This is a genomic window from Fluviicola sp. (assembly GCF_039596355.1).
GTDB lineage: Bacteria > Bacteroidota > Bacteroidia > Flavobacteriales_D > Crocinitomicaceae > Fluviicola.
In genome coordinates, this window is sequence record NZ_JBCNJW010000018.1 from 21,219 (window position 1) to 46,784 (window position 25,566).

A 25,566-nucleotide genomic window follows, 5' to 3' on the forward strand; every position below is an offset into this window, starting at 1 on the left:
GATGTTGACGAAGACGATGAACCCGAATATATTTATCGAGGAGGATCCAATACAGATAAGACGTATACGATGCGTCCATCAGATCTTGAATCTAAAAAATACCCTATTCCAGGTCTATCTGCTGCTACGACACCAGAACAAGCGGCTGGTGAAGGTGGAGGTAAAGTCCAAAAATTAAGCGTTAAGGATCTTAGAAGAGAAGGTATGACAGTAGTTTTTGATGGAGGCGGGCATGTCACTATTACCACACTAAATACTGAAAACAGAAAAAGATGGGCTGCTTCAAGAGAGAAACTAAAGGATGGTTTATTGAATCAGGAAGGAGTACATTATTTAACTAAAAAAGTTTCAAGGTCCAGAAGAGGAGAAATTAAAGTTCCGGTTCCGGGAAAAAAACCATAATATGAGAGTACCAATTGACAAATTTGATATAGAAGCGTTTGAAAATATCGATAGATCATTTATTATTAATAACCAAAAAAACATACTTATTTGGCTACAGGATATAAACTGGCCTGTAGCTAAAGAAGTAAGTAGGGCTGTGAGACCTTATGTAAACGAATTGGAGAAGGCTTTACTAGAAATTTTGCAAGGCAATGATTATGAATGGAGATTTAATGTTGTAGCAAGTGTACTCTATTTCTGCGATTCGATACCCGATACATTATCTAATCAGCTGATAAAGATATATCATGATCCAAACGAGCTTGAAGATTTGAAAGAAAAATGCTTGGAGGTCTTGGAAGAATTCAACATCAATTTTTAGTTTTGTTTGATGGATTTCACAGTGCATCTGAAAGCAGATTGCTGTAACTAAAAACCTTATCCGGGGAGTGGAGACTACTCTCCGGACATTTAAAACCAAACAATCATGAAATGCTGCGAGTCGATCAGCTACCGGTGGATTTGAAGTATCTGTATGACAAAGAATCAACATTTTCCGTATCTTCCCTTCCATGAAACGATCCATCACCTTAATCGCTTTCCTGGTTATTTTCTTCCAGCTGCATGCGCAAAGCATAGAGAACCAAAACGGATTGCTCATCCTGGGCGGCTACAATGCTTATTTTCTCAGACTTGATCCAACGAATACAATTGTTAATCCGCAAGACCTTGCTCTTCGGATTCAACACGACACCACGTTTGTGATCAGTCAAATTCCCATCCGCCTGCTTGATTCGATCCGGGAAAAATCCTACACCCTGATCGGAGATTGCAAAGACCCGCGCAGAAGCATGTTGTTTTTTCCTTGCACGGTAGAACTTCTCCATTACTCCGTAAGCCGATCCGTAGATACCAATTGTGTGATCCGGATTTGCTCCAAAGACATTTGCGGTCCATTCAAACAGCTTTACCCCATTGAAGAATTTGAAGCAAAACCCTGGTCTTTAAACTTCAACCCCACTTATTTTGTCATTGACCCGGCAATCAATGAAAGCAGGCTCACAAGCTGGACTCCCGGGATGTTTCGCTTCGAAAAAGAGTAATTTCGGCTTCAAATCGTTTGTTACATGAAAAAATCGTTGATCTATTCCGGCTGGTACCTGCTGATTCCGGGAATTACAACGCTCCTGTTGTTTTATTCCCAAAAAGGGAAATCCGGAGGAGATATGGTGTTTCTGCTCTTTGCAATTGCCGGGAGTTTGCTGTATCACGCAATATTGATCGTTACGCTCCGGTTGGAAAAGCGCGTTGTATGTTCCATTTTATCCTTTTCAGCAACCGGGATCAGTTCCTGGTTAATGGCCAATTCCTGAGGAAGAATCGTTTATCAAAACCCCATAAAATACAAACCCCCGGTGAATTTCTCCATCGGGGGGTGTAGCTACCACACGTACTTCACTATCAACCTGTACATGTATACCTCTAAATTAAACCTAAACTGAAACCTAAACTAACCTAATTGTTACCTAACTTATAGCGTTATGATTGATAGCACACTCTTATAATTTTTCTTCGTAATCTCTTTTATCTTTCGCAACAGGTGCCTTAGGAATGTTGTAATTCAAACCCACTATACCATCATTCCTAAGTCTACACTATTGCAAAAATCGTTGGTCGTATCACTTGGCTTGCGTGTGCAGCCGGATCCCGGTTTCGAGACCCTGTGCCGCAACATCAAACGGAAATACTTCCTATTTTTATAACTCAGCTTTTCTTTAACCTTGCTTCACTATCTCTGAAATCGTTTTTTCAAAAGTGATTTTCTGTTTGATCTATTCTAAAGAATGTGCCAAAGCGCCTGAAAAAGAAAAAACCGTTGATTTTCAACGGTTTCAGAAACGGCACGCATTCCATTTATTTTCATTTTGAAAAAAATATTTTCATTTTGAAAAAATCTAATCCTCTTCTTCCTCTTTCAGCATGCGGTAAATGGTCGTTTGACCGATGTCCAGTTTCTCCGCAACCAATTTGGTGTTGTTACTATACTTGTCCAAAAACAACTGTACAATCTTCCGGTTGTACGCTCTCAAACTCATTTCTTCCGCAATAATCCCGGAAAGAATATCGGCACTTGCCACCACAATGTCGTCCGCTTCGATCACATCGTGCATCGACATCACAGCTGCCAGTTCCATCACAGATTTCAATTCGCGGATATTCCCCGGCCAGGGATAAGCCAGCAGTTTGTTTTGTGCAGCAGGACTAATCTTCTTCACTTCCATCCCGTTTTCCTTACAAAAACGCTCTACGAAGCTTTTACTGAGCAATAAGGTATCTTTTTCACGCTCACGCAATGGTGGCAATTCAATCGGAAGACCGAACAAACGATAATACAAGTCTTCGCGGAAATTTCCCGCCTTCACTTCCTGCAACAAGTTTTTGTGTGTTGCAACAATAATCCGGCAATTGAACTTGTAGACTTTGTTTCCTCCTACCCGCGTAATTTCACGTTCCTGCAGGGCACGCAGCAACTTTGCCTGGAACACCGGATCCAACTCCGCGATTTCGTCCAGGAACAATGTTCCGCCGTCCGCTTCTTCAAATTTCCCGATCCGTGTTTGATTTGCACCCGTAAAAGATCCCTTTTCGTGTCCAAACAATTCACTTTCGAACAATTCTTTCGGGATTGCCGCTACGTTGATCGCAACAAAGGGCTTGTCTTTATAGATGGAATTGTAGTGAATTGCTTTCGCGATGACCTCTTTCCCGGTTCCGGTTTCACCCGTGATGGAAACGGTGATGTTGTTTGAAACCGCTTTCTGAAGCAGCATGAAAATGTGCTGCATTTTGCTGCTTTGACCGATGATCGTATCGCTGAAATTGTATTTCGTTTGAACTTCCTGCTCCAGTTTCTCGATTTTCTTCAGGAGTTTCGTCTGGTTCTGTGCATTGGAAAGGGTATTCAGCAAACGGTTGCGGATATCGTTTCCTTTGACGATGTAATCATAAGCTCCCAGTTTCAATAAGCTCACTGCCGTTTCGATTTCTTCCTGCTCCGAAATGACGATCACCTGCGTTCCCGGCGGACTCACGGATTTGATCTTTTCCAGCAGTTCTTCGCCTGAAATATCCGGCAGGCGGTAATCCATCGTAATCAAATCCGGGATTTCGCTGTTCAGACGTGCAAGCAGGTCTTTCCCGGTTGAAAACGCTTCTACTTCGTAATCGGGGTTCAATGAAACCGTGTGTACCAGCAATTTCTGGTACCAATCGTTGTCTTCAACGATGAAAATGCGCTGTGTGATGCCGCTTTCCATATCAATTTTCTGCGTTTAGTTTTTCTTTCACCTGTACAATGATGTGGTTGGCCTGCTCTTCGAACACTTCGATCAATTCTTTGATGGAAGAAGCATCCATGTTGGATTCTTTTCCCATGCGTTCAATCTCCTTAAGCGTCGTGTAGCAGTTGTTTGCTCCGAAGTGTTTGAACGGTGCCGCCAGCTGGTGGGCCAGTTCAGACGTTTCACTCCAGTTTTCCGACTGAATCAAATCCCGGATTTTCAACAAACCGTTTTCGGTAGAACTAACAAAGGTCTGCAACAATTCCTTGTAGAAACTATCGTTGTTATTGGTCAGCTTTTGCAGGCTCTTAAAGTCTGCCTCATCTAATTCAGTTCCCATACTGTGGTCTTTATATATTTGAAATAATATGCGGCGTAATTCTTCCGGGTTCACCGGCTTGGTAAGCACTTCCGTCCAGCCGGAATCGAGCATGTGTTGTCGTTTCCCTTCGTCCAGCGTGGCAGTCAGCCCCACCACCGGAATCCGGTTCAGGGTTTCCATTTCCGCCATTTTCTGACGCAGTTCGTGGCCGTTCATTTCCGGCATACGGACATCCAGCAACACAAAATCGATATCATTATTTTTGAGCGATTCCAATGCTTCCAGACCGTTTACTGCTTCCAGCAATTTCACGTTTACGCCGTGAAACATACTTCGTAAGAGCGTACGATTAAAGGGTTCATCGTCCACGATCAGCACGCATTTGTCTTTCAGGAAAGAAAAATCAGTGCGGGAAGGCGCACGCGGCGCATCGATTTTCTCGTCGGTTATTTCGAACGGAATTTCAATGTAGAAAGTCGTTCCGATTCCTTCTTCACTATTCAGCCGGATGGAGCCATTCTGCTTGTCGATGATTTGTTTCGTAATACTCAAACCCAAACCGGTTCCGCCGTATTTTCGCGTCACGGTGAGGTCTGCCTGCTCAAACGGTTCAAAAATGCGTTCTTTCTGTGCTGCGGACATCCCGATTCCCTGATCCTGCACTTCGATGAGGCAGCGGATGTTTCCGGGAGTCGTTTCTTTGAATTTCAAATCGACCGTGATGAGTCCGTCTTTGGTAAATTTATTCGCGTTGCTGATCAGGTTAATAATGACCTGACGAAAACGCAGCGGATCCCCGAGCACATTCGGGAAGGGTTTTTCATCCAATTCCACCACCAGGCGGTTGTTTCGCTCGCTCACCTGCAGTTCATACTGTTCGCGGAGCATCATGATCTCATTTGCCGGGTTGAATGCTGTTTTCTCCAGTTGAATGTGGTCTTTTTCCAGCTTCGACAAATCAAGAATCTCATTCGTGATCTGGGAAAGGTGTTTGACGGAATTGCGGATAATCTTCACTTTTTTCGCCGCACTCTGATTCAGCGGTTCAAAGAAAAGCTGTTCGGTGAACCCGGAAATGGCATTGAGCGGGGTCCGGATTTCGTGGCTCATCGTTGCCAGGAACCGAGATTTTGCTTCTGTAAGCTGGTCACTTTTATCTTTTGCCAGCTTCAGCTGATAATTCGTTTGCTTCGCTTTGTTGAACAAGGTAATGATCAACACCACGATCATGGCAATGAGCAGGATGGAGATGATACTAAACAGGAAAATAATCTGGTTGGTTTCTGCCGCAACCCGCTTGGCATGACGCGTTTCCTTCAACAATTCTTTTTTATCGGAAAGTTCAATGGCCTGGAAAATCTGCCCGATCTCCTTACTCAACAAATTGTTTTCCTGCTCGAGGCTCAGTTTATAGAGGTTCATCCGGGATTCTTTGGAAACCGCCGCTGTTTTTACCGATTTGATTTTCTGTGCAATCTCATTGGTACTTGCCACTGCAATATCCGAAGCTTTGATCCGGACTCCCGGAGCGGGCTGATGCACCACCGGCTGTGGCTGAGATGGTGTTTGCGGTTGAGACTGTGTTTCTGCTTTTTTCTTCTTCTGGAACCATTTCTTTTTACTCTCTTCCTGAGCAGGCGTGGTCGCTTGAGCCGGAGGAGTTGCTACAGGCTGTTGCTGCGGCGTTTGAAGCGCATTGACCTGGTCCCGGATTTCCATTTTGATTTTCGCCATTTCACTGGCATTTTCCACCTCGTTTTCAACGATTGCCATCGTTTCATTGACCCGGTTCTCGTTTTTGATACTCATGAGTGTATCGAGGTTGAAAAACCGCGCCTGGATGAGTCCGTTCAACGTCCGGATTTGCGCCTGGTAAGTCGAATCGGCTGGTTTGTAGGATTGCAGCAGGGCAATTTTCCGCCTGGTCTGTGATTCCAGGATTTCGAAATCGAGCGGTGCATTCACGTTGTTTTGGTAGAGATAGGAATACGTGAGGTTATCTGCCTTGAGCATGTTGTTGTTCAAATCCCGCACAATGAAGCGGCGATTTTCTTTCAAATCGGTTGGCAAAGGGCTCTCTGAAACCTGCGAAAGCCGGTCGTAGACCCAGTACCCGGTCGTACAAACAAAGATCAGCAGCAGACCGATGACAGCAAAGAGAATGCGTTCAAAAAGAAGATTGTTCCATCTTTTTTTCATATCGACACGAATTTTCAAATTGAAAAATACACTATTTTTTCTATAAAATGCTTTTCAAATTGAATTTTTATGGTGTCCGGATTTCGTGGAACGGGGAATTAGCTGAGTGGAATGGGCATCCGAAAGAACATTTTTCGACTTTAAAACTGTACTCACCATTGATCATATGTAGCAACAAACAGCCAGCTAAACCATGTAAAAATAAAGTATGAAAACGCGTAAATCCCTGATTTTACCTTATCATATTCTGTTCCCAGATTCTTTGCCTGCTTATATAGCAAGATATTATTTAAAATCAACAGTATACAAAAAAACAACACGATCGATAAATTGTAACTTTTAAAAAAAGTCACTACTACCTCCGGCAAAATTTTAATGAAGAACGATTTATTTAAAATAATCAAATTAGACACTGTTATTACGTTCAGTATGTTATGAAAACTAAGCATAAAAACGGAAGCAACTCCATACATTTCAGGAAGTTTTGAATCATGTTTCGTCATTAATATTAAATGAGAAAAATATTTTAGATAAGCTTTTTTCAATGTATCAGACTATAACTAATGACTCTTGTGTTGTCTGTTTGATTCGTTAAACTCTGTATCTGGCGTAAAGGTAACACGAACAAATCTAGCTTTAATCCGAGATGGATTATAAGCAAAAGTGCCCAAACGATCGAAATAACAATTGTATACATGGCGGTATTTTATTGCTTTAGATCATTCGCTTGCAGCTACTCTTCTCTCAGATATTTGTATTTCTTCATATAATACTTGTCAACCACCTTAGCTACAGAATAGTCTTTTAGAGCATACCTGATTAATACGGTATCACCTAATTCCATAAAAGAAAAGCTGCCATCTTCATCAAAAACATACTTTTTATGCTTAATGGTATAGGCTATTTTTGCTGAAGGAGATCCGTGAACGGGTGGAGGATCAATCGATACTATCACTCCAAAAGTTTCATTTCCAATCTTCAACATTTCATTGCGATGATATTCTTCCCAAAAATGATATAAACTCATTATCACTACAAATCCAAGCAAAAAAAGCATTGTCTTTATTTTTTGATTCATCCTTCAGTTATTCATGAGTTGATTCATGGCATCAAAATTAACTGTTAATTACTTAGCCTAAACCGGAATGAAAGTCATAATTATTTCAGTGAGGCTCGATCGATACAATTCCTCTCCTCAAAGACAACTGCTCATTTTACCGGACAACTGCTCCATTGCCTTCTCTGCGCGGTAAGTATCGGCAGGTGTAAACTCTTTCGCACCAACCCATTCTTTTTTAGTTCGGTTGTAATAAGCCCGAATACTTATATGTGATTCCGTGGGGCTATCCGAATCGATCGTGATCATGTAGAGTCTTTTTTGAAGATTCAGGCAGCGATAGGTCAAAAAATCATACCCTCCTTCCTGCCACCAATTAACCGCTGCAGTGTCCTTCGCTTGAATTTGGTACGGAGTTATCTCTGATAAAACATCCAGGCGTTGTTGCACATCATTACCGGAACAATTTAAGTGCGTATCTCCTGCAGAACCAAGTGTCCCGGAGCCAGAATCACAACCCGTGATCCAAAACAGGCTGATTGAAAAAAAAGCAAAAACCCATATTTTCATAATCAATTCCTTTCACTTGTTGAAAATACAAAAACCATTCAACTATTTCACACTACTGAGCATTAATTACAAAAACCAATCTTGTGTTTTCAGATTGGGTTTAAGAATTTATCGGTTTAAATATAACTCAGGCGTGAGTTCAGGTAAACGCTATTGGGCTTGGACAACATCAATCACTCACCACAATAACGAGGACTACCAAAAATTCGGTGCCTGCTTATCTTTGTACAAGCTAATTTTTTGAAGGTAAATGAACTTTTTTGACCTGTTTTGAAAATTTCCAATTGATCATTATTGATTTTATATTGACAAGTATCAAAATCAAAAAAATCAAGGAATACACTATACAAACCGGTTGTTTTAATATTTTCTGAAAAAGACATTCCCCTGGGATCAAAAGATTCCATTACAATTGCATGCTCACGAATAAAACGATAGTTCATATTTCTTGTAGAACCAAATGCCTTGTTATGTTTATTCAAGATCAACGCTTCTACCCTGTTGTTATTAAACTCAAGCAAAAAGCGGATTGAATCTTCTTTCACCGAAGCTGAACTACAGCTTACATACTCATAACCCCCTGTGAGATCATCTCTTTTCTTTGACTGGATGGATGATAATAAAACCAATAATCCGGTACATACTAGTATTAACTTTCTTAATTCCATTTAAAATCAAATGACTAACTCTTAGAAACAGGCTTATCAACACTATTGAAACACTAGCTACACGACCCTATTTCCTAACTAAAAAATCAAAAGTAAATCCATAAAATTGAAAATGATTTATTCTCACTGATACCTCAGAGTAATTATCATTTCCGGTAATTAATGTTACATCACCTAAAGATTCGTTAAACTCATAATTTTTTGATTTTATGGATTCATCTAAAAGCATCCATATTTCTTTATTCAATTTTAAATTTTCACATACTATTTCTAACTCAGAAAATAACATTTTTAAATAAACCTCATCTGATGTCTCAGGGTTCCAACAGTCATGACTTAGGTTCAAAGATGTAAACACCAACTTAAATGATTCTGACTCCGGGTCAAATAATTTCATTGAAAAGATACAATTTCGCTTTTTGAAGTAGCCTTTTACTATTTTATTAGAGGGCTCGGATATAATTATATCAGAATTAGCCGATATTTCGGACAAATTGATTATATCTGATTGAGCTAACAGATTTGAAACAGATAAACCGAAAATAAATAGAATAATAATCTTCATACATTAAAAATTAATTTGTTGGTAACGTTCTTATTGGCTGTTCGAATTGTATTAGCTTGGTCGACCCTTGTTTTCGGGATTCTCATAGTCGAAAGAGTGGGTTCTATGGTCAATTCATCTTTTAAAGATAGGTAAATCAACTATTCGCTTCTCACTTTTGAGCAATTAACTCCAAAAAAATGATAAGTATATTCATGTTGAAAGACGTGCTGACACATATTACAGAAATACCTCTGAATTCTCTTTCTGCTTTTACCATATTTTATCACTTGTTCTGGATGACAATTTTTAAAATTCATTTGAACAACTTTTTGTATACATCACATACCCATTTACGCGATTTTAAGTATTTCTAAGAACGAAAAAAGGTGTTCACAATGGAACACCTTCATTCATTTTTGATTGTTCTTGTATTACAAAGCCAATAATCTACTGAAAAACAACTTGTTGTTGTTTTCATTTTCAAATACCAACTCTTTGAAGACACTACCTATATAACTACTTATTGGTATTACAATAAACTAAAATCAATTTCCATTCACCTCCAGCGGTCTTTCGGAAAACAAAGTCTTTAATTTCTTGTTCATCTTTACAATTTCGATATTCATTTAAGGATTCTTTACCTTGAAAAAAATCCTTATAACTAACAGATAGATCTTTATTATCATCATAAAATCCTCCCGTATTATATATATCAAGCACCTTCATTATTCTGTCTTTTTTTGTTAGATCGAATCTCGGATCACGATCTTCTCTTCCATAAAAAAGCACTGTGTCATCTAAAAGATTATTAAGAGCAATTGTATCACTATTCTCGAGCGACCGGGCAAAAGAAGTCCAAAACTTCTGGAAAGGGGCTTTACACGAATTCGAAACAGAATCTTCTACTTTCTCTTTAACAATTATCTCTTTCACTTCACTATTTGAAGATGAGCAAGAAAACAGTAAAAAGGATAAACTAAACAGACAAACTTTCATAATTGAATTATAATTTAGGAAAACGATACTCTTGTATTTTTTCTGGATATATCGGGTCGTATACACCACTAGATATTTTCACTTTATTAGACCAATTTCCGTGAAGAATTTTTAATGTCCCATCAGCATTAGTCCCCATGTAAAATCCGACGTGTCCACTCTTGAAAACTGCTATTGCCCCATACTTGGGAGTTTCTAATTTAATACCCCAAGTAAGATAATTACGTCCACCCGCTCCTGCTCCTTCAATGCCATTTTGTTTCAAACACCAGTGAACAAAAGAGGCACACCACTCATTTGGAGACGAAGCATTTGCTGATGCAAGATATACATCCACCTTTGGACCAGAATTTGAACCTAATGGTACTTCTTCAACCTTAGCATCTTTTTCTTCAAGAGCAGTTTTCATCCAAGGTGTTCCAACTTTCTCAGGCTTTGCTTTCTTTTGTGCTAGTGCAGCAGCCTTTCCAAGTTTAGAAGCTCCTTCAGACAACGTTTTCTTGGTCATTGAATTCCTAACGATTCTTGGTGCATCAGATGTTTGCAACCACTGAGCAGATCCATTGGATGATTTATGAGCAACCCACTTATAATACCTTGTGACATTTGGATCATTTTCAGATTTATTTGTTGCTTCATACTTTTTCCCTGGTGTAGCTTTATTAGCATCCATACTAGGTTCAAGTCCTTCTATCTCCTTACTCAAAATTACTTGATTACCACCAAATTGGTATGGGGAATAATATGGATAGTCTGAAGTTAATGGGTCAATAGCAAAGAACCTTCCCAATCTCGGATCATGCATACGGTATTCAAAATTCAAGCTATTCCCAGTCTCTTTAATCTCATCATCCGTTTCCTGCCCCTGGAACCCATAACGATAAGGCACATTTCCTGTTCCACTTGTCAAACTCAAATCACGCTTATGCAACGTTACTCCAAATGGGGAGTAATTCCCGACACTTACAGGTCGGGACAGGCACTGTGCATAGCGGATCCCGAATCGTTCCTTTCGGGATGCCAGGTAGATTGAAGAAGTCGGAGCATTGAAAGTTGCTTTCACGTGCTGAAAATACGAAAACCATTCACTTGTTTCACACTAATGAGAATTAATTGCAAAAAACCAATCTGAAAAAACATGTTGAATGCATTTGTAAACTTCCCTAAAAATGTAGCCTTTCCCGTTTTGTATCTGAGACACATTGCCAACGGAGATCAATTAAAAAAAGAATTTCAAAACTGGATGAACGAATACAACTTTGAAAAACCTCATTATGGACTTGGGATTTACACTCCTGCCGAAGTATTGGAGGGTGCTGATTTATTAATTTCTCATAGAGTTTCCTTTCTGGAAGCTGCGAAAAAACGTCGTGAAATCAATAAAAACACCCATTGTACCTTAAAATGTAATTGAAAAGAGAACTTAAACAGGTTGAAGAGTCTAAAACTCGCTATTCATTTACTTACACACAGTATTCAAAAAAACAAAAAACGAGCACTTGCTAAGCACTCGTTTTTAAATCGTTTGTTTTTTAATGAATTACGAAATTTCGTAACGGTTTTCTAAGAATTACTTAGACGTAGCCAAGGTGAGCTTCAAGACTACTTTATTAGAAAAGTGAGTCAGGGAAAGAACAAAATGCTTGTAATTAATGCCATTAGAAACAAATTAATACTCAGAATTTTTGCAGTCGTTAAAAAAGATCAAGCTTATCAAAAAGATTTTTCCTTTTCATTTGGTTAATCCATAGAAATCGGGATGAGACAGCACTACATTACCTAATTTTTGAAATGGTACCGATATACTCCTTTAATGATTTTTTTTCATAGTCCTGCATCAGAGATAAATTCCAGTGAAAAGTATTACTCTTTAAAAAATAATAATTGGAATTATTCACTAGCAATATCTTCGGTTTTTCACTCTTTTCAATATACTCCCACTTTTGCAAATTAATCCTTTGAGGGTCATGACAGATAATGCATGAATTAGAAAATTTTGTTTCACCATACCCAAACATATAATCAGATTCATTTAACCTAGGCAAGTATTTCATTTTATCTGGATAAATTTCCAAGTATTCATCCACTTTAAAAAGTGTTCCCAATTCTTTTTTCTTTCGAAATAAAAAGAGTCTATTGTCATCTGTGTATTTTCTAATCAATAAAGAATCATTAAATCGAACAGTGTCAATCATATGATTTTTCTCAATTTCCGCCATTGCGGTTTCCAAATCTTTTGCGGGGAGCTCGTCAGAACATCCACACAACAAGAATATCATTAATAATAAAAATAATCTAGCCTCCAAATTCAACTTTCATGTCTTTAAGTTTCTCTCCATTAGTACCCTTAAGATCAGGATCAATGCTGATCTTACCAAAAGGGATTTTTTTCGAATTTACCATTTTTTGATACCACTCAGGGTTAATAGGAGAAGTATATCCCGCTACACTCCTTTCTCCCATCAAAATATCATGTCCCGCTCTGGCTCGGATAAGTAATTGAACAGCCAATTGTCTCCTCGTTGCTTCACATAAATTAAAAACATTACCAGCCTTCCCCATTATACCACACCCATTATATGGGCCATCATAGGTATCACCTGCCCCATCTTCATGACCAAGTTCATGTGAAGGAACATTAGATGCTTTTAACTCTTCTCCACTGGATAAAGTTCTATTCGAAGGGGAAATATACTCTTTTTGTACCAATATAGCATCCTTACTTAAGGATAAACCCACTTCTCCCGATCCATGTGATATCTGATCAACAATTCCGATTAAAAGTTCAGACGAATTAATATTAGAAGGATCTTGAGTAGCTTGATATGCTACATTTCCTGCAATAAAATCGACATTAACTTTAAACTCTAGCTTATAATCTTTAGGTATGTGTCCATATTGCTTTCTAATTAAGAAATCTAACATTTCTGTTACTGCAGTTTTTGAATCTATTAAAAACGTAAAATCCGAAGCCGCCCACTTACTTGCAATATCTTGTGCAATTTGTAAGCCCTCTGCATTTGTTAAATTCAATGAACTCATATTCACAAGTAAAAAATCTCTAGAAACAGTTAAATCATACTCAATTGTATAAGTCTTTGTTTCGTCATTTCTTGACATACTTTTAACATGCCAACCTATTATTGGACCTTCTCCATTCTCATCAATAAAAACAATTGGACTATTAGCGGCATAACAATAAGATGAAATAAATGGAAAAGCCGATGATTTAGGGTCAATACTTAAAAATCTTCCTAATCTTGAATCATACATCCTTGCCCCAAAATCATAACTATTCCCCTCACCTTTGAGTTCATCGTCTTTCTCCATTCCATTGAACCCGTATCGATAAGGCACATTTCCGGATCCACTCGTCAAACTCAAATCACGCTTATGCAACGTTACTCCAAATGGGGAGTAGTCTTGTGCGTGGCGGATATCTGCCAGGTAAACCTGAGCCGCAGACGAAGAATAAGTTAGGTTGATATTATCAAATGTAGCCAATCCCTGAGCCTGTACAATGAAGCCAACATAACCTGATTGACCATCTCCTGTAAATGTAACTGTGTTTGAACCGAAATTGACAGGCGCTATAGCCATACTTGAGCTTGAGCTAAATACCCCAACTAATGCATACGAATTGGTAGTACTGGTATAATCAAATGTCAATGTATAGTTAACACCTGCTGTGAAAGTGTATGCTTTATACATTTTTCCGTTCAGGTTTGCGTCCGTTCCACAATTCATATTGAGTGTTCCACCACTTGCAGTTAATGTAAAACCAGCACCGAGTGCATCACTACTTACAATCGCATCATCATCCGGTTCCCAACCCAGGAGATTCCCACTAGCTGTAAACTCATCATTGAACAAGGTAACCGTTCCACCACCTGCGTCCTCCTGCGGAATCACCTTATCTGAAATCACGCTCAATACGTTCCCCAGGTGGTTGCTCAACTCGTAGGTGCGTTCCCCGATGTGGTGCGTCACACTGCGCATAGAGTACGTGCTGTTCTGAGAACCGTACATCGGTACTTTTTCCGTGTGCATTCCCAGACGGCTGCTTCCGTAGAGGTGTTTTTCCGTTTGGGCGAACGTAATGGTTTGCTTTTCCACGTCTAACACATGCTCGTAGGTAGCCATCGTATTGCCCTGTGCATCCAATACGTAATAGGTGGATTTCAACCACGTATCTTCTGAGTTGTATAAGTGCTTCGCGATTCTGTGTCCCATGGCATCGTAGTCGAAAGATACGTTTTTCTTCGCAGAACCGGAGCTTCGAACAATTTTTTTAACTTTTCCGTCTACCCGCCAGATGATCTGCGCAATCTCCTCCTGCTCGTCTTTGATCAGGCGACCTTCCCCGTCATATGCATAGTTGCTTACACTCATTCCCGGGTTGATATCGTTATCGTCGTAATCGACTTTGTCGCGCACAAAATACAAACGGTTGCGCTTCACTTTCATGGATGGATTCGCGGATTGACTATCCAAAACTCCATTCATGCCTTCGTAGAAATACGTCATATCATCGATATCCGCATCATTTTCATCGCGGCGTAGCTGGTGTGTGATGTTTCCATTCGCATCGTACTGGAAGGCATTGTAATACATCTGGGTTCCTCCATTCATCCAGCTGTTGGATTCCTTATCCAGGAAGTTATAGCTACGCGCTTCTTTCAGGCGATTGAGCTGGTCATAACGGTAGGCATTCCCCAACGGCAATACCGTACGGTCATTCGGATCGGTGATCGTGGTCACCATTCGCGCAATGTTCCCGTTATAGAGGTCAAAACTGTTATCGGTCAAATCAGAGGAAGCCTGTTGTGCCACAAAGGAATTATTCCCCCCGATCGCACCGGCGTAGTCATGCTCAAAATAGTGCAAACTATACCCGAAGACGTCTCGTGCCACGTTGTGGTTCGGAGACAGGCCTTTCCCGTCTTCTCCCGGATCGCGGTTCACATCCAGCGTATTGCTGTTCACACTCTTGATCCAGCCCTGGAGCGTGTACACATAATCCAGTCCCTGTACTTCTTCGTCAGACAATACGGTTCGCGCCAACGGCCCATGCGCATAGTAGGAATAATCGGCTTCCTTGTACCACAGGGCATTGATTTCCGGCTCGTTCTGCAAGCTCGCAATCGAACTGTTCACGGTCGTAACCGGAGTTTCGGTAGAGGTATACACGTCCGTAATGCGGTTGTCCGCATCGTAGTTGTATGCATGGTGCCACTGATCAGCTTTCCCGGTTTCGTAATCCACCCGGTGTACGTTTCCGGAAATCAGGTCGTAAACATAGTCTACCCGCTTGAAGCGGTGCTGTGCAATGTTGGTGATGTCTTTCAGCAAACGGTTGTCCTGCAAGACGGTTTTCACGTTTCCGTGAATGTCGTAATCGTAGTGCGTAGCATGATCGTAGGTTTCATCCTTCGCATCGTAAACCGCTTCATAAGTTACGTGTACAATGCGCTTGCGCTGAGTTGTTTCGTCCAGCGTGATTGGCAATCCTAAGGCTGCAATAGCAGGGTTCGTCACATCGTAATAGCTTTTCGTCACTTCCTTGCGGGTTTCGGTTGATTCCTTGTCCAGCCAGTCCTTCAGTTTGGCATCATCGATCACAGACGGAACAAACGATCCGCCCACATAGGTTCCGAAAATAGATGCAAAGGGAGCTGCGTACGTGTTTTCATGCTTCTCGCCTGCTTCGTATACACGTCCCAGCGCATCATACAAGGTATAGGAGTACTTGTTATCTGCCAGCTGGCGGCTGTTTTGACTCACCACAATGCGTCCCAGACGGTCGTAGAAGAAACGGGCCGTGTAGAGGTTGTTTTCCTGTTTCAGGCTGCGCACAAAGGCTTTTTTACTCGTTATATCGGAAGGATTGGTGTATTCTCCACCGTAGACCGCTTTGTTCAGCGTGCTGAAAGCCAATGCACGGATAGTGTAGCCGGTGTTGTTATTCAGGATCGGATCCAAAGTCAGCTCGGGATCGTAAGCAACCGTACCATTCAATTCATGCGTCACCGGATCGTTGTCGCCTGAAGTGAGGTAGTAAAAAGCCCCGGCATCTCCAACTACAAATCCGTTCTTATTATCCTTGAAATAGATTTCGTTGAAGTTCACTCCCGACACGCTTGCAAGAAGGAAAGAAGAACCGTCACTGAATTTCCGGTAAGCAATCATCCCGTTTTCTCCCGCCATTGCTACCGAATGGTTTTCGAAGATGTGAATCGCGCGGATATTCTGCGGAGCATTGTATACTTGTGAATACGAGATCCCAAACGTTGAAGCAGATAATGATGACGGAGTCAACTCAATCGACCACAATTCCTGATCAGCTGCAACATAACCCAACAGCGGGCTTGTTTTGTTGAACTGGATATCGGAAAGCATGGATGATCCGAAGATTGCTGCATCCACCAGTGTATTCCCCTGCATCAGGCGAATAGCATTGTCTACTCCGATCAGGAAATTCGGTGTTCCGTCAGCAGCAATTTTGGTCACGATCTTTCGAACACTGAACGCATTGGAAGAAACGAGGCTGAGTGGTTCTGGGGCAATGACGCTCCAGGATGTTGCACCTGTTGCCGTTGTCCGCCCAAAATAGTTATCTCCGACAACTGTTCCATATTGATTATTCTCAAAATGAACGTCTTTCAGTTTGGATGGATAAATCCCGGTAATGCGCGTTCCCAAATGGGCATTATACAAAATCAGTTCGTTTTGGTTTCCTGCCACCAGGGCTTTTGCCCCTGCATAACCCGGAATAAATACCGCACTGTTCAGGGTATGGGCCGTCAACGGATTCACCGTCGTCAAAAACGCCGTATTGATGTTCGCCGAATAGAAGACCATTCCCTGCTCTCCGGCAAGGAGCACGCTTTGTCCGTCGTAGGCAACGCTGCGCAGGTCTTTTCCGTTGGCAAACGTGGAAACCGGAACTCCGGAAGCTGTGTAGAAAGCCGGCTGCTGGGTCCAGGAACCGCTCACTACTTGTTGCTCCGTGAAATATCCGTTTGATCCGACCAACCCGATAAAGGTATTCGACCCGTTTACACGGTAGCCGGATTCATAGATGTCTTCAGTGGTTCCCACCGGACGCACATAACTGGTTGCTGCGGCCGTACTTTTCGCGCGGGAGGCTACCAATCCGTTTTTACCTGTGATGATCACATCGTTTCCATTGGTACGAATACTGGTCAGATCGGTATATGCGTGATTCTTACGGTCTGTAAAGGTAATCGGAGCTCCGACTGTCACAATGCCCGAAGTGCTGGTAAACAAGCCTCCGTTTGTTCCGACCAGGGAAACTTTCGTTCCGTGAACCACCAGGTTTTCGATGACAGAAGTTCCCGGGCTGATCGTCGTACTGAAAGCAACAAAGGTTGTATTTGCTGCAGCTTTTCCATACAGTGTATTTCCTGCATAAGCCAGGGTGTATTCTCCTCCGGATGTACTCAATTTATCAATCGCCGCAATGGAGCTTGCTCCGCTCACAGCAGTGAATCCGGAATACCCACCGGTCAGGGAAGTGCTTGCCGAACGGTATACATTTCCGTCGGAAGCCAGTACTTCAATGGAGATGCCACTTCCGTCTTTCAAAGCCAGGATCTTTTTCGCTGACAAGGTTCCCGAAAGTGCTACACCGGAAACCGGCGTGTAAACCACGTTGTCTGCACCGGATGTAAACGTATTGGTACGATACAGTTTTTGATCCGCACCGATTCCGAAATAAGTAACATTCGTTCCGTCTACGTAAGCCGTTACGTTCTTTATTTCAATTCCTTGCGGAATGTTTGGCGTTTGATCTACTTCTGAGACATTTCCGTTCGAAAACAGAATCACGGATTTTGTGTATGATTGAGACGTTAATGTATTGTACCCCTGAACCAGGATTTCCTTCGAAGAAGTTCCTTGTTTGATCAGGGCAAGTGAAGCATTAGCATAGTCATTTTGCAAAGCATCCCAGCTGATTCCTCCATTGGTGGTTTTACGAATGACTTTGGTTCCGTTTTCTTCGATCCGTGCAAGCCCGATTTGGCTTGTCAGCATAAACAATTGGTCGATCGTTCCAGCCGTTCCGGATTGTCCTAATTTTTGCGTGAAATTAGCTGGTCCCGTACCGGAAAGAGCAGATAAGTTCCCATCTACTCCGGCAGCCAGTCCATTGTCATTGGAGTAGAATCCGATGGTTTTCAAATCTGCTACCTGGGAATTTTCAATGGTTGTTGTTGCTCCTACCCGTCTCAAAACAGCATCATAGGTCAAACCGTTGTTCGTAATATTCGCAATCAAAAGGGTGGTTCCCGATACCGGAGAAACTCCCTGCAAAGTGAAGTCTTTCACTTCATTGACTGTCAAACCGGAAGGTAATGTCAAATCATACACCGTCGCAACTGAAGAACCGCTCAGCTCCAGGATTCGCCCGGATTTTGAAAGTGCAAATGCTTTCGGAGCAGCGACATCCAATCCTGCAAAGTCTTCAAAGACTCCGGCAGAATAGGTGTCCATTAAATCCCAGTTGAATCCTCCGTCAGAAGTCATCAACAACATGCCGTCATTGGCAACAGCATAGCCGGTAGATGCATCCACCATCGCAATTTCTTTGAAGTTTGCCCCCAGCACATGACTCATCCGTATCCAGTTGGATCCGCCGTTGGTTGTTTTGTACAAATAACCGCGGTTGTGGAACGGAAGCGAAGGATATTCAATATACCCTGTCAGGTAACCGATATTGGCATCCACCATCTGAATGGCAGTTGTATTCAACCCGGTTGGCAGTCCGTTTGGTGCCACTGCTTCGAAAATCTTCATCGCATCCTGATCCGGCATGTTCTGTGCCACCAGCTGGTTCAGAGAATTGTACAGATAGGTTGTCGCCATGCGGTGATTGGTGATCACCTGGTGCGTATTATTCTGGCGATCCTGTTTGATTCTCGTTTTTAAAGATGCATCCGAAATATCGAGCATTTCAACTCCTTCAGGCGGGATTGTACGAATCAGGTTTCCTGCCTGGTCGTAGTAATACAAGGTAAAATGATGTTCGATTTCGTTGTATTCCAGGGTCATATTTTCCATCGCAGCCATACAATGTTTGATGTATTGCTCTGCCAGGGTGGTCTGGAAATTCTGAACCTGTTCGTTGTAAGCGATCAATGCATTGACCTCATTGTTGCTTTGGTAGAACTCGGTACACGGATCGTCAAATTCCATTTCAAATGTTTCATAAGCAATGGTATCTCCTGCACGAACACACGGTTCTTCCCGGTTGTCTTTACAGAACGTATACAAGTCCGGCATGCGCTCAAAATGCTTCAATCCGTCCAGGACCATATTCAGTTCCGAACAGTATTGATCCACACAGAAACACAGGTCGTTTTGATAAAACGCTTCCATTTTCACGAGGGTCACTACATATTCTTTTCCGCCCTCTACTGCCTTATCGTTGTACAACGCTACACAATGCAGGTACTCTTCGTATTCATTCTGACACGGAGTATTTCCATAATCCAGTTCGGTCTGACCACAGAACTGATCAATAGTCTGAGGCAGTGGAAGTGGTGTTTCCGGCTCTGTCTCCGTACTTTGTTTGATGTATGTTTGAAGGTAATTATTGTAGTCTGACACACAATCACAATACCCCATTTGCATAAAGGTCTTAAATGTCGGGTACAACACAGCCAGTTCGGAATGATTGGCAATGGCCCAATCCGAATGATTATAGGTATCAATGTACTTGAGATACAAGGACCAGTTTTCACGGCATTTTCCGGCATCTACTTCCTCCGGAGACGTACAGTCATCCACCACAGGCAGCGGCCCCGGACACGCAGTCGAATCGGCGAATGAATTCGTGTAATTCTGCACCAGCTGAATTCCATAGGAAGAACAGCACAGGTTGTTATCGATAAATGCCTGGTATGGAACCAGAGGCATCGTAATATGGTAATTCAAACATGTTTCATTGGACTGCTGCTGCTGTTCAAACACTTGATACGCATTCAGGTATTTCACATACAATGCTTTACACTGGCCTTCATCAATCTTTGCATCCTGTGCATTCGGGTAGTTATCTACCGGCAAAACAGAAGCCGTCTGATTCATCTCCGTTTTGAGGTAATTGACATAATCACTGCAATCATCGGAATAAATCGTTTGCGCAAAGGTAAAAAGACCAACCGTAGCGATCGTAAGCAGGTTATTTGCAGTTCTGTTATCGTTGTACTTATTCACTGCTTCCGTATAGCGCTCATAGGACGCTGTCAGGTTCTTACCGCTCCCGTATTTATCCACATAGTTGAACGGATTTTCAAGCAGGTAATACCCGTCCATTCCTTCCACATAACCGGTTGCGAATTGAATGTATCCTCCGATAGAATAAGCCAATCCTTTATTAAAGTAATCCTGGTAGCTGATGGCTCTCAAGTAATACGGATCACCTTCATTCCAGTTCAGACGCTGATTGGTTCCATCTACGACCGATTTATAATCCACATAGGAAATAATGGTATTGTCTTCTTCCAGAACTCCGGAAATCATCAGGTTGTTTGTGATGGTTTCCAGTTCTTGCGGTGTATAATCACGCGCTTCACCCTTCTCACAATCCGAACATTCATTCAGTTTGAAACACGATGTTCCGAATAACGTATCATTCACGGTAGTTGAACCGTTTGTGTAAGTCACTTTCAGATAGAAATCATAATTCGCCCCGCCGGAATTGGTTGCCGGTAACAAGTGCATGGCACTAACAGCAGTAATGTTATTGAAATTCACCGACGTGTTTTTGCTCGACAACACCAGGTTACAGGAACCCGGCATCGTGAAGGTCAACCGTTTTCTTCCGCCGGAAGTAGATTCCACACTGTGAAGCGTTGCCGGACTTGACGGCAATTGCCCGATCAGGTTGTTCGACCATTGCTGGCTGAATACCAAATCAAACGGTGCATTTTGGTTCACCAATACATCTTTAAACAAGGCTTCCAGGTCGTTAAATGTTTTGTATTCTGTTCCCTGGCACAGGATCGGATCTGCCAGGCCGCATGTTCCCATCGGAATTCCAGTAAAGCCGCTTCCTGTAGCACGGATTGCATCGCAACTCAGGGTCACCAGGTGATTTCCGCTTGCGTCCAGACAAACCAGTTTGAAGGTATTGTTTGGCCCCGGAATCATTTCAGAAATACTCGCGATCAGGTTCATGGATGACATGCTGAACGTTGTCGGTTCAACAGCGTTGATTCCAAGTGTCAAAGTGGTCGTTCCGTCCAGGAATTCAAATCCCGGAAGGGAAGGAACATACCGGAACTTCGCAACTCCTGTAGTCGTTGGGCTGACTGTATACTGGAACTGCTGCGTATACAGGAAATTGTAAGGTGCAGAAGAAACGGTTACGTAAGATGTGCTGGTAAGTTGTGAACCTGAAGCCAGTAATTTCATCATCTTTTCAACTGCTTTCCCCTGGTCGTTCAATAAACACTGATCCGGGAAAGAACAGTTTCCGATTTTCAAAGTCGTGTTTCCGGTCAACTGACGGGTAAAAATAGTTCCGCCCTGGTTCACCTTCACATCGACGGTAAATGAATACAATCCGCTGCTGACAGTGGTAAACTGCAGGTTATTGAAGGCAATGATCTCATTCCAGGCAAAAGTTGGCGTGATCGATGTATTTTGAACCAAACGGAATGTGGCGTATGGAGCAGAAGTAGCTGTTTCTTCCCAAAGTACTTCCAGTACACCCGTACTGTTCGTGATCTGGTGCCAGGTCAAAGCCGGAAGCGGACCGGAAACTTCATAGTTTTGGGCAGACATCAATACAGCACTGGTTGCTGTGAGTGTATTCATATTGATTGGGTCGCTTTCCAGCAAATGCTGTTGTGCCACCTGGTTCAGTAATAACTGGAAAGACGACCCTACCGGGCATTGTCCTGTCTGCAGATAAATCTGGTAAGCGGCCTGCTGCGGATCGGTGTCTACATAATCCACCGGATTTCCGAAACGTTTCTGCTTGTTGATGTATTTCAGGTGATTCCAGATGTTACAAGGCTGTATCGTGTTCCAGAATCCTCCGTTTACAGTAAACGGTAACCCTGAAGCAATGGTGATGAATCCATTCTCAAATGGGTTGAAGTTATCATTTCCGATACACTCATTGTACCCGTAATAAGAAGGATTGGTCAATGATTGTGTTTTTGCATATTCCAGCTGAAGGGCTTGCTTCGCAGAATAATACAATCCTCTGAAAGCCATCCATTCCGCATCACGAATTTCTGTATTATGAACCGGGTCGGTTCCGATATTGGTTCCGAACTGGGTACAAGATGCGGAAGGCATATACCCTACCAGTTCGTTCGGACAACGCGTGATCATCGCTGCAACCTCCATCATGGAGAACCAAACTCCGTTGATCTGGGTATAGTTGGTGATCTTGCTTTGCAGTGCCGCTGAATTGTAAACGGAATACGGATCCCACGGAAGTGTGGAACTCGCAATGTTAAAGGCATTCACCATATTGGTAGAACCGTCGATAAATCCGTTCGTAACAGCATCCTGGAAGGTATTGATGGTCATCATTTCCTGGTCAAAACTCTCGGAAGAGTATTGATCAGCTGGATTGTTTTTCTCTGTAAATGATTTGAAGATGCTCAAAATCGGGTATTCCGGGTGATAAATTACCAGGGAATTTGCCCAAGAGCTGTTTACCAGGTAGTACTCGATAAAATCCTCTACATCTGCCAGGTATTGAGGGTACGTATAGTATTCGTTCGTTTGCGGGTCGAGGAACACCTTTGTGTTGATCGGTGCAAATCCATCCACCGCAGGGTTTGAAGAAGTCACCTGGTTTAAATTATTGATCACTACGCCGGTCAACGGAATGCGGGATTTCGTCACACCGTCTTCTTCAAAGTAGAAATTCTGGATGCTTGCTTCTATATCGTATTTCGGATATTTCCAGAAAGCCTGATTCGCTGGAGTTGCACTTGCTTTCGGCAAAGTATTCGACGGGTTCAAAACAGATAACGGAAAATTCCCCACTTGTTCATTCCCCTGGTTGTTCAGGTATTCACCATACTGTCCGCCCGGCATGACATCTGCCAGCAATACCAAACGCATGGTTTCGTAATATGAAATCGGTTTACAAGGAGCATTACACTCATCCAATGCCTGCTGGTATTCTGCTTCTGTTCCTCCAGCTTCCAGGAAAGCCAGTAAAGGCCCTAAATCAGCCACACACTGAGCACACGAGAAATCCTGGTTACAATTATCAATATTGGAAGCCGCAGCCACCTGATTCAGGTACTCATTGTAAGTCGTGAAACACGTATTCAGATCCAGTGAATCCGTTACATACATGTCAATATATTCTTCAATCGCTTCTTCGTTTACAGTCAGAATCTTCGAAATCTGATACGTTCCTGGCTCCAGCCCCTCAATAATAAACGTATCATCTTCCGTATACGCATTACAAGTTGTCTGGAAAATCAATTCATTATTTGTACCTGTTGTAAACTGACCGATTTTCTTGTTGGAAATGTATTCCGGAGAAACCAATGACCCGCACAGGTTTCGTACCTGGATTTTCAAGTCGTAAATACAATTAAAACAAACGTTCTCCGGTAAACAGGTATTCTCAAACGGAGCGATATTCATATCGTAGTGAATGGTCACATCCGATTTGGAACTCAGTGCAATGGTCTGGTTAAAGACTTTCGATTTACCATCCGGAGAAGTAACGTTCGAAGCGGAATTTCCAGTTGCATCTTTCGCCAACAAATCCACGTTCAACGGACCTGCTTCTGCAGCAGATGGAAGCGGTTGCAGGTTATCCGGAACCTTTCCGGCAAGAGATGTTGCGATGACTCTTCCTTCCTGATCCAGGTAAGAAATGCTCACTTGTCCGTTCGGATCAATGACCATATTCTTTTGATAGTGTGTCGCATCTCCTACTTCCGAGCCAAACAAACGATCCAGTTGTTCCTGGAACGGGTGAGCGTAGAAGTACTTGGTTTCGTGATCGCTTCCCAATTGGAAATCACGGCCCACTCCACCCTGACGGTACACTCTACCGGTATTATCAGGAGCATATTCTACCTGGCTGAACGGAAAACCTTCCGCATTCGGAACATACCCCGGGTTTCCAACCAGGTTCGGGTTCTGGGAAGAATAGTACCTGGAAGCACCATCTCCGGTTCCCATTTCGTTAGCCGCCATCGGATTACATTCACTCGGCGGATTCAATTGCTCGAAATCATTCGCCGCATAGGGATTTCCAATCGAATTCTGATTGAAATTCTCATAATAACGCAATGCCGTTTCTGCACCCTGGTTACTACACATCAAGGTTGTAACCGGGCTTGGGAGCACCTGAACAACCGGTCTTCCCAGGTGATCATAAATCGTTTCTCCGACAATGGTATTTTTATCCGAATTGATTTTAGTGACCATCTGGCGGTTGCGCAATGAACCGTCAAAGAAGGAAATCACTTCTTTTTTCTTCCCTTCTTCGGCAAAAGTTGCGCTGTATTGCCAGTTCTTGGATGGATCAAACGGAGTCGTGATGTGATAATTCGGTGTGACTGTATTTGCAGCAAGGGAACCGTCATTGGTAGACCAGGCAGTAAATAAAAAGCGGTAAGGCGCAACATGTGAACGCCCCACAGCACGTACACGGAAACAAATGTATCCCTTGTCAAAAATCATAGACAAATCGTAAGACGTTTTCGTGGTGGTAATTCGCGTAGAATTATTCCGGAAATCAACATTCGGAGCTGTAGTGGTGAAACCGTAATCGTTTACGTACACCCATTCCAGCTGGTATTCTTCAGCATCTTCTATCGCGTTCCAGGATACCGTGAGTTTTTCCCTGTAACCATCACAATCGAGGTCTTCCAGGTTCTGAATGGTTAACCCGAGTTGAGATGGAGTAACAGTCGTTGTTTTTGTTTCAAATTCGTAAATACGATCCACAAAAACGTCTCCCTGAAGGTATAGGTTCGCCGGAAGAATATCCACATTACTTCCATTGATTTTAATCTCCTTAATCACAAACTTAAATGCCTCCACATTCCCGAATGTAACGGTGTGTTTGTCCTGGAACGTAAGCGAATCCGGGTTATTCGGCTGATACGTAACATCCATAATGACGGTTGTATCTGCCAAAGCACTTCCGCCAGCGGTCGGGTATCGTTTCACAACCACCGTGATTTCAGCAGTATATGCTGTAAAAGGTGTCGGGTAATGGTGATCCACACCAAAACTCAACATTCCTTTTCTACTCAGGTCAACGAAGTTCGTATTTCCCGAGGTCGGTGTAATGGTTGTAAATGCTGTTGCAGTCAACGTGTTTCTTTCAACCTGCGGACTTCCTGAAACCGGTGTTTTGACAATACCGCTGGTAAAAGGCAGTACGGTAGCAAAGCCGGAAAAGCTTGTCAGAAACAAAAATAGGACTGCTGTTTTTCTAAATAGGGCGTTCATTGAAT

The 25,566-nt window shown here is 42.4% G+C and carries 15 protein-coding genes; 5 read left to right on the forward strand and 10 right to left on the reverse strand.

Features of this window, described 5'->3' with window-relative positions; translation table 11 throughout:
• The first annotated feature begins 69 nt into the window (after window positions 1-69).
• The 4 genes from ABDV94_RS19835 (at window position 70) to ABDV94_RS19850 (ending at window position 1,757) form a co-directional block, all read left to right on the forward strand.
• Window positions 70-402, forward strand: a complete 333-nt coding sequence (locus tag ABDV94_RS19835; protein WP_343748967.1) for a hypothetical protein — start codon at window positions 70-72, stop codon at window positions 400-402.
• 1 nt (window position 403) lies between these two features.
• Entirely contained in the window at window positions 404-766 is a 363-nt protein-coding gene (locus ABDV94_RS19840) for a DUF5071 domain-containing protein (protein WP_343748968.1), read from the forward strand.
• Between the two features lie 190 nt (window positions 767-956).
• A complete protein-coding gene (locus tag ABDV94_RS19845) occupies window positions 957-1,487 on the forward strand; it encodes a hypothetical protein (protein WP_343748969.1) in 531 nt (176 codons plus the stop codon).
• 24 nt (window positions 1,488-1,511) lie between these two features.
• A complete protein-coding gene (locus ABDV94_RS19850; RefSeq protein ID WP_343748970.1) occupies window positions 1,512-1,757 on the forward strand; it encodes a hypothetical protein in 246 nt (81 codons plus the stop codon).
• A gap of 582 nt (window positions 1,758-2,339) precedes the next feature.
• Here ABDV94_RS19850 and ABDV94_RS19855 read toward each other — a convergent pair.
• From ABDV94_RS19855 to ABDV94_RS19890, 8 genes are all read right to left on the reverse strand, one after another.
• Window positions 2,340-3,701 carry a sigma-54 dependent transcriptional regulator gene (locus tag ABDV94_RS19855; RefSeq protein ID WP_343748971.1) on the reverse strand — a complete coding sequence of 454 codons (1,362 nt, stop codon included), beginning with the start codon at window positions 3,699-3,701 and terminating at the stop codon, window positions 2,340-2,342.
• A gap of 1 nt (window position 3,702) precedes the next feature.
• Window positions 3,703-6,246, reverse strand: coding sequence for an ATP-binding protein (locus ABDV94_RS19860; protein ID WP_343748972.1), 2,544 nt, complete (start codon window positions 6,244-6,246; stop codon window positions 3,703-3,705).
• A 733-nt stretch (window positions 6,247-6,979) separates the two neighbouring features.
• Window positions 6,980-7,324, reverse strand: a complete 345-nt coding sequence (locus ABDV94_RS19865) for a hypothetical protein (protein WP_343748973.1) — start codon at window positions 7,322-7,324, stop codon at window positions 6,980-6,982.
• Window positions 7,325-7,441: 117 nt separating this feature from the next.
• Complete coding sequence (locus tag ABDV94_RS19870) at window positions 7,442-7,873, reverse strand: hypothetical protein (RefSeq protein ID WP_343748974.1); 432 nt, start codon at window positions 7,871-7,873, stop codon at window positions 7,442-7,444.
• Window positions 7,874-8,046: 173 nt separating this feature from the next.
• Window positions 8,047-8,541 (reverse strand): hypothetical protein, encoded by a 495-nt coding sequence (locus ABDV94_RS19875; protein ID WP_343748975.1) that lies wholly within the window; start codon window positions 8,539-8,541, stop codon window positions 8,047-8,049.
• Window positions 8,542-8,608: 67 nt separating this feature from the next.
• On the reverse strand, window positions 8,609-9,106 hold the full coding sequence (locus tag ABDV94_RS19880; RefSeq protein ID WP_343748976.1) for a hypothetical protein: 498 nt from the start codon (window positions 9,104-9,106) through the stop codon (window positions 8,609-8,611).
• A gap of 498 nt (window positions 9,107-9,604) precedes the next feature.
• The gene (locus ABDV94_RS19885) at window positions 9,605-10,084 is read right to left on the reverse strand and encodes a hypothetical protein (RefSeq protein ID WP_343748977.1); all 480 of its coding nucleotides are present in this window, start codon (window positions 10,082-10,084) and stop codon (window positions 9,605-9,607) included.
• A 7-nt stretch (window positions 10,085-10,091) separates the two neighbouring features.
• The gene (locus ABDV94_RS19890) at window positions 10,092-11,147 is read right to left on the reverse strand and encodes an RHS repeat-associated core domain-containing protein (RefSeq protein ID WP_343748978.1); all 1,056 of its coding nucleotides are present in this window, start codon (window positions 11,145-11,147) and stop codon (window positions 10,092-10,094) included.
• A gap of 75 nt (window positions 11,148-11,222) precedes the next feature.
• Between ABDV94_RS19890 and ABDV94_RS19895 the strand changes: the two genes are divergently transcribed.
• Window positions 11,223-11,498: a hypothetical protein gene (locus ABDV94_RS19895; RefSeq protein ID WP_343748979.1), complete on the forward strand. Its 276-nt coding sequence runs from the start codon at window positions 11,223-11,225 to the stop codon at window positions 11,496-11,498.
• A 361-nt stretch (window positions 11,499-11,859) separates the two neighbouring features.
• Here ABDV94_RS19895 and ABDV94_RS19900 read toward each other — a convergent pair whose 3' ends face one another.
• Together ABDV94_RS19900 and ABDV94_RS19905 are read right to left on the reverse strand one after the other, a co-directional pair.
• Complete coding sequence (locus ABDV94_RS19900) at window positions 11,860-12,396, reverse strand: hypothetical protein (RefSeq protein WP_343748980.1); 537 nt, start codon at window positions 12,394-12,396, stop codon at window positions 11,860-11,862.
• Window positions 12,380-25,561, reverse strand: a complete 13,182-nt coding sequence (locus ABDV94_RS19905; RefSeq protein WP_343748981.1) for an RHS repeat-associated core domain-containing protein — start codon at window positions 25,559-25,561, stop codon at window positions 12,380-12,382. The genes ABDV94_RS19900 and ABDV94_RS19905 overlap by 17 nt, the downstream gene beginning before the upstream one ends.
• Between the last annotated feature and the right edge of the window lie 5 nt (window positions 25,562-25,566).

Coding starts and splice junctions, on each gene's coding strand:
- ABDV94_RS19835 (WP_343748967.1), top strand. CDS start 70: ATGCGTCCATCAGATCTTGAATCTAAAAAATACCCTATTCCAGGTCTA.
- ABDV94_RS19840 (WP_343748968.1), top strand. CDS start 404: ATGAGAGTACCAATTGACAAATTTGATATAGAAGCGTTTGAAAATATC.
- ABDV94_RS19845 (WP_343748969.1), top strand. CDS start 957: ATGAAACGATCCATCACCTTAATCGCTTTCCTGGTTATTTTCTTCCAG.
- ABDV94_RS19850 (WP_343748970.1), top strand. CDS start 1,512: ATGAAAAAATCGTTGATCTATTCCGGCTGGTACCTGCTGATTCCGGGA.
- ABDV94_RS19855 (WP_343748971.1), bottom strand. CDS start 3,701: ATGGAAAGCGGCATCACACAGCGCATTTTCATCGTTGAAGACAACGAT.
- ABDV94_RS19860 (WP_343748972.1), bottom strand. CDS start 6,246: ATGAAAAAAAGATGGAACAATCTTCTTTTTGAACGCATTCTCTTTGCT.
- ABDV94_RS19865 (WP_343748973.1), bottom strand. CDS start 7,324: ATGAATCAAAAAATAAAGACAATGCTTTTTTTGCTTGGATTTGTAGTG.
- ABDV94_RS19870 (WP_343748974.1), bottom strand. CDS start 7,873: ATGAAAATATGGGTTTTTGCTTTTTTTTCAATCAGCCTGTTTTGGATC.
- ABDV94_RS19875 (WP_343748975.1), bottom strand. CDS start 8,541: ATGGAATTAAGAAAGTTAATACTAGTATGTACCGGATTATTGGTTTTA.
- ABDV94_RS19880 (WP_343748976.1), bottom strand. CDS start 9,106: ATGAAGATTATTATTCTATTTATTTTCGGTTTATCTGTTTCAAATCTG.
- ABDV94_RS19885 (WP_343748977.1), bottom strand. CDS start 10,084: ATGAAAGTTTGTCTGTTTAGTTTATCCTTTTTACTGTTTTCTTGCTCA.
- ABDV94_RS19895 (WP_343748979.1), top strand. CDS start 11,223: ATGTTGAATGCATTTGTAAACTTCCCTAAAAATGTAGCCTTTCCCGTT.
- ABDV94_RS19905 (WP_343748981.1), bottom strand. CDS start 25,561: ATGAACGCCCTATTTAGAAAAACAGCAGTCCTATTTTTGTTTCTGACA.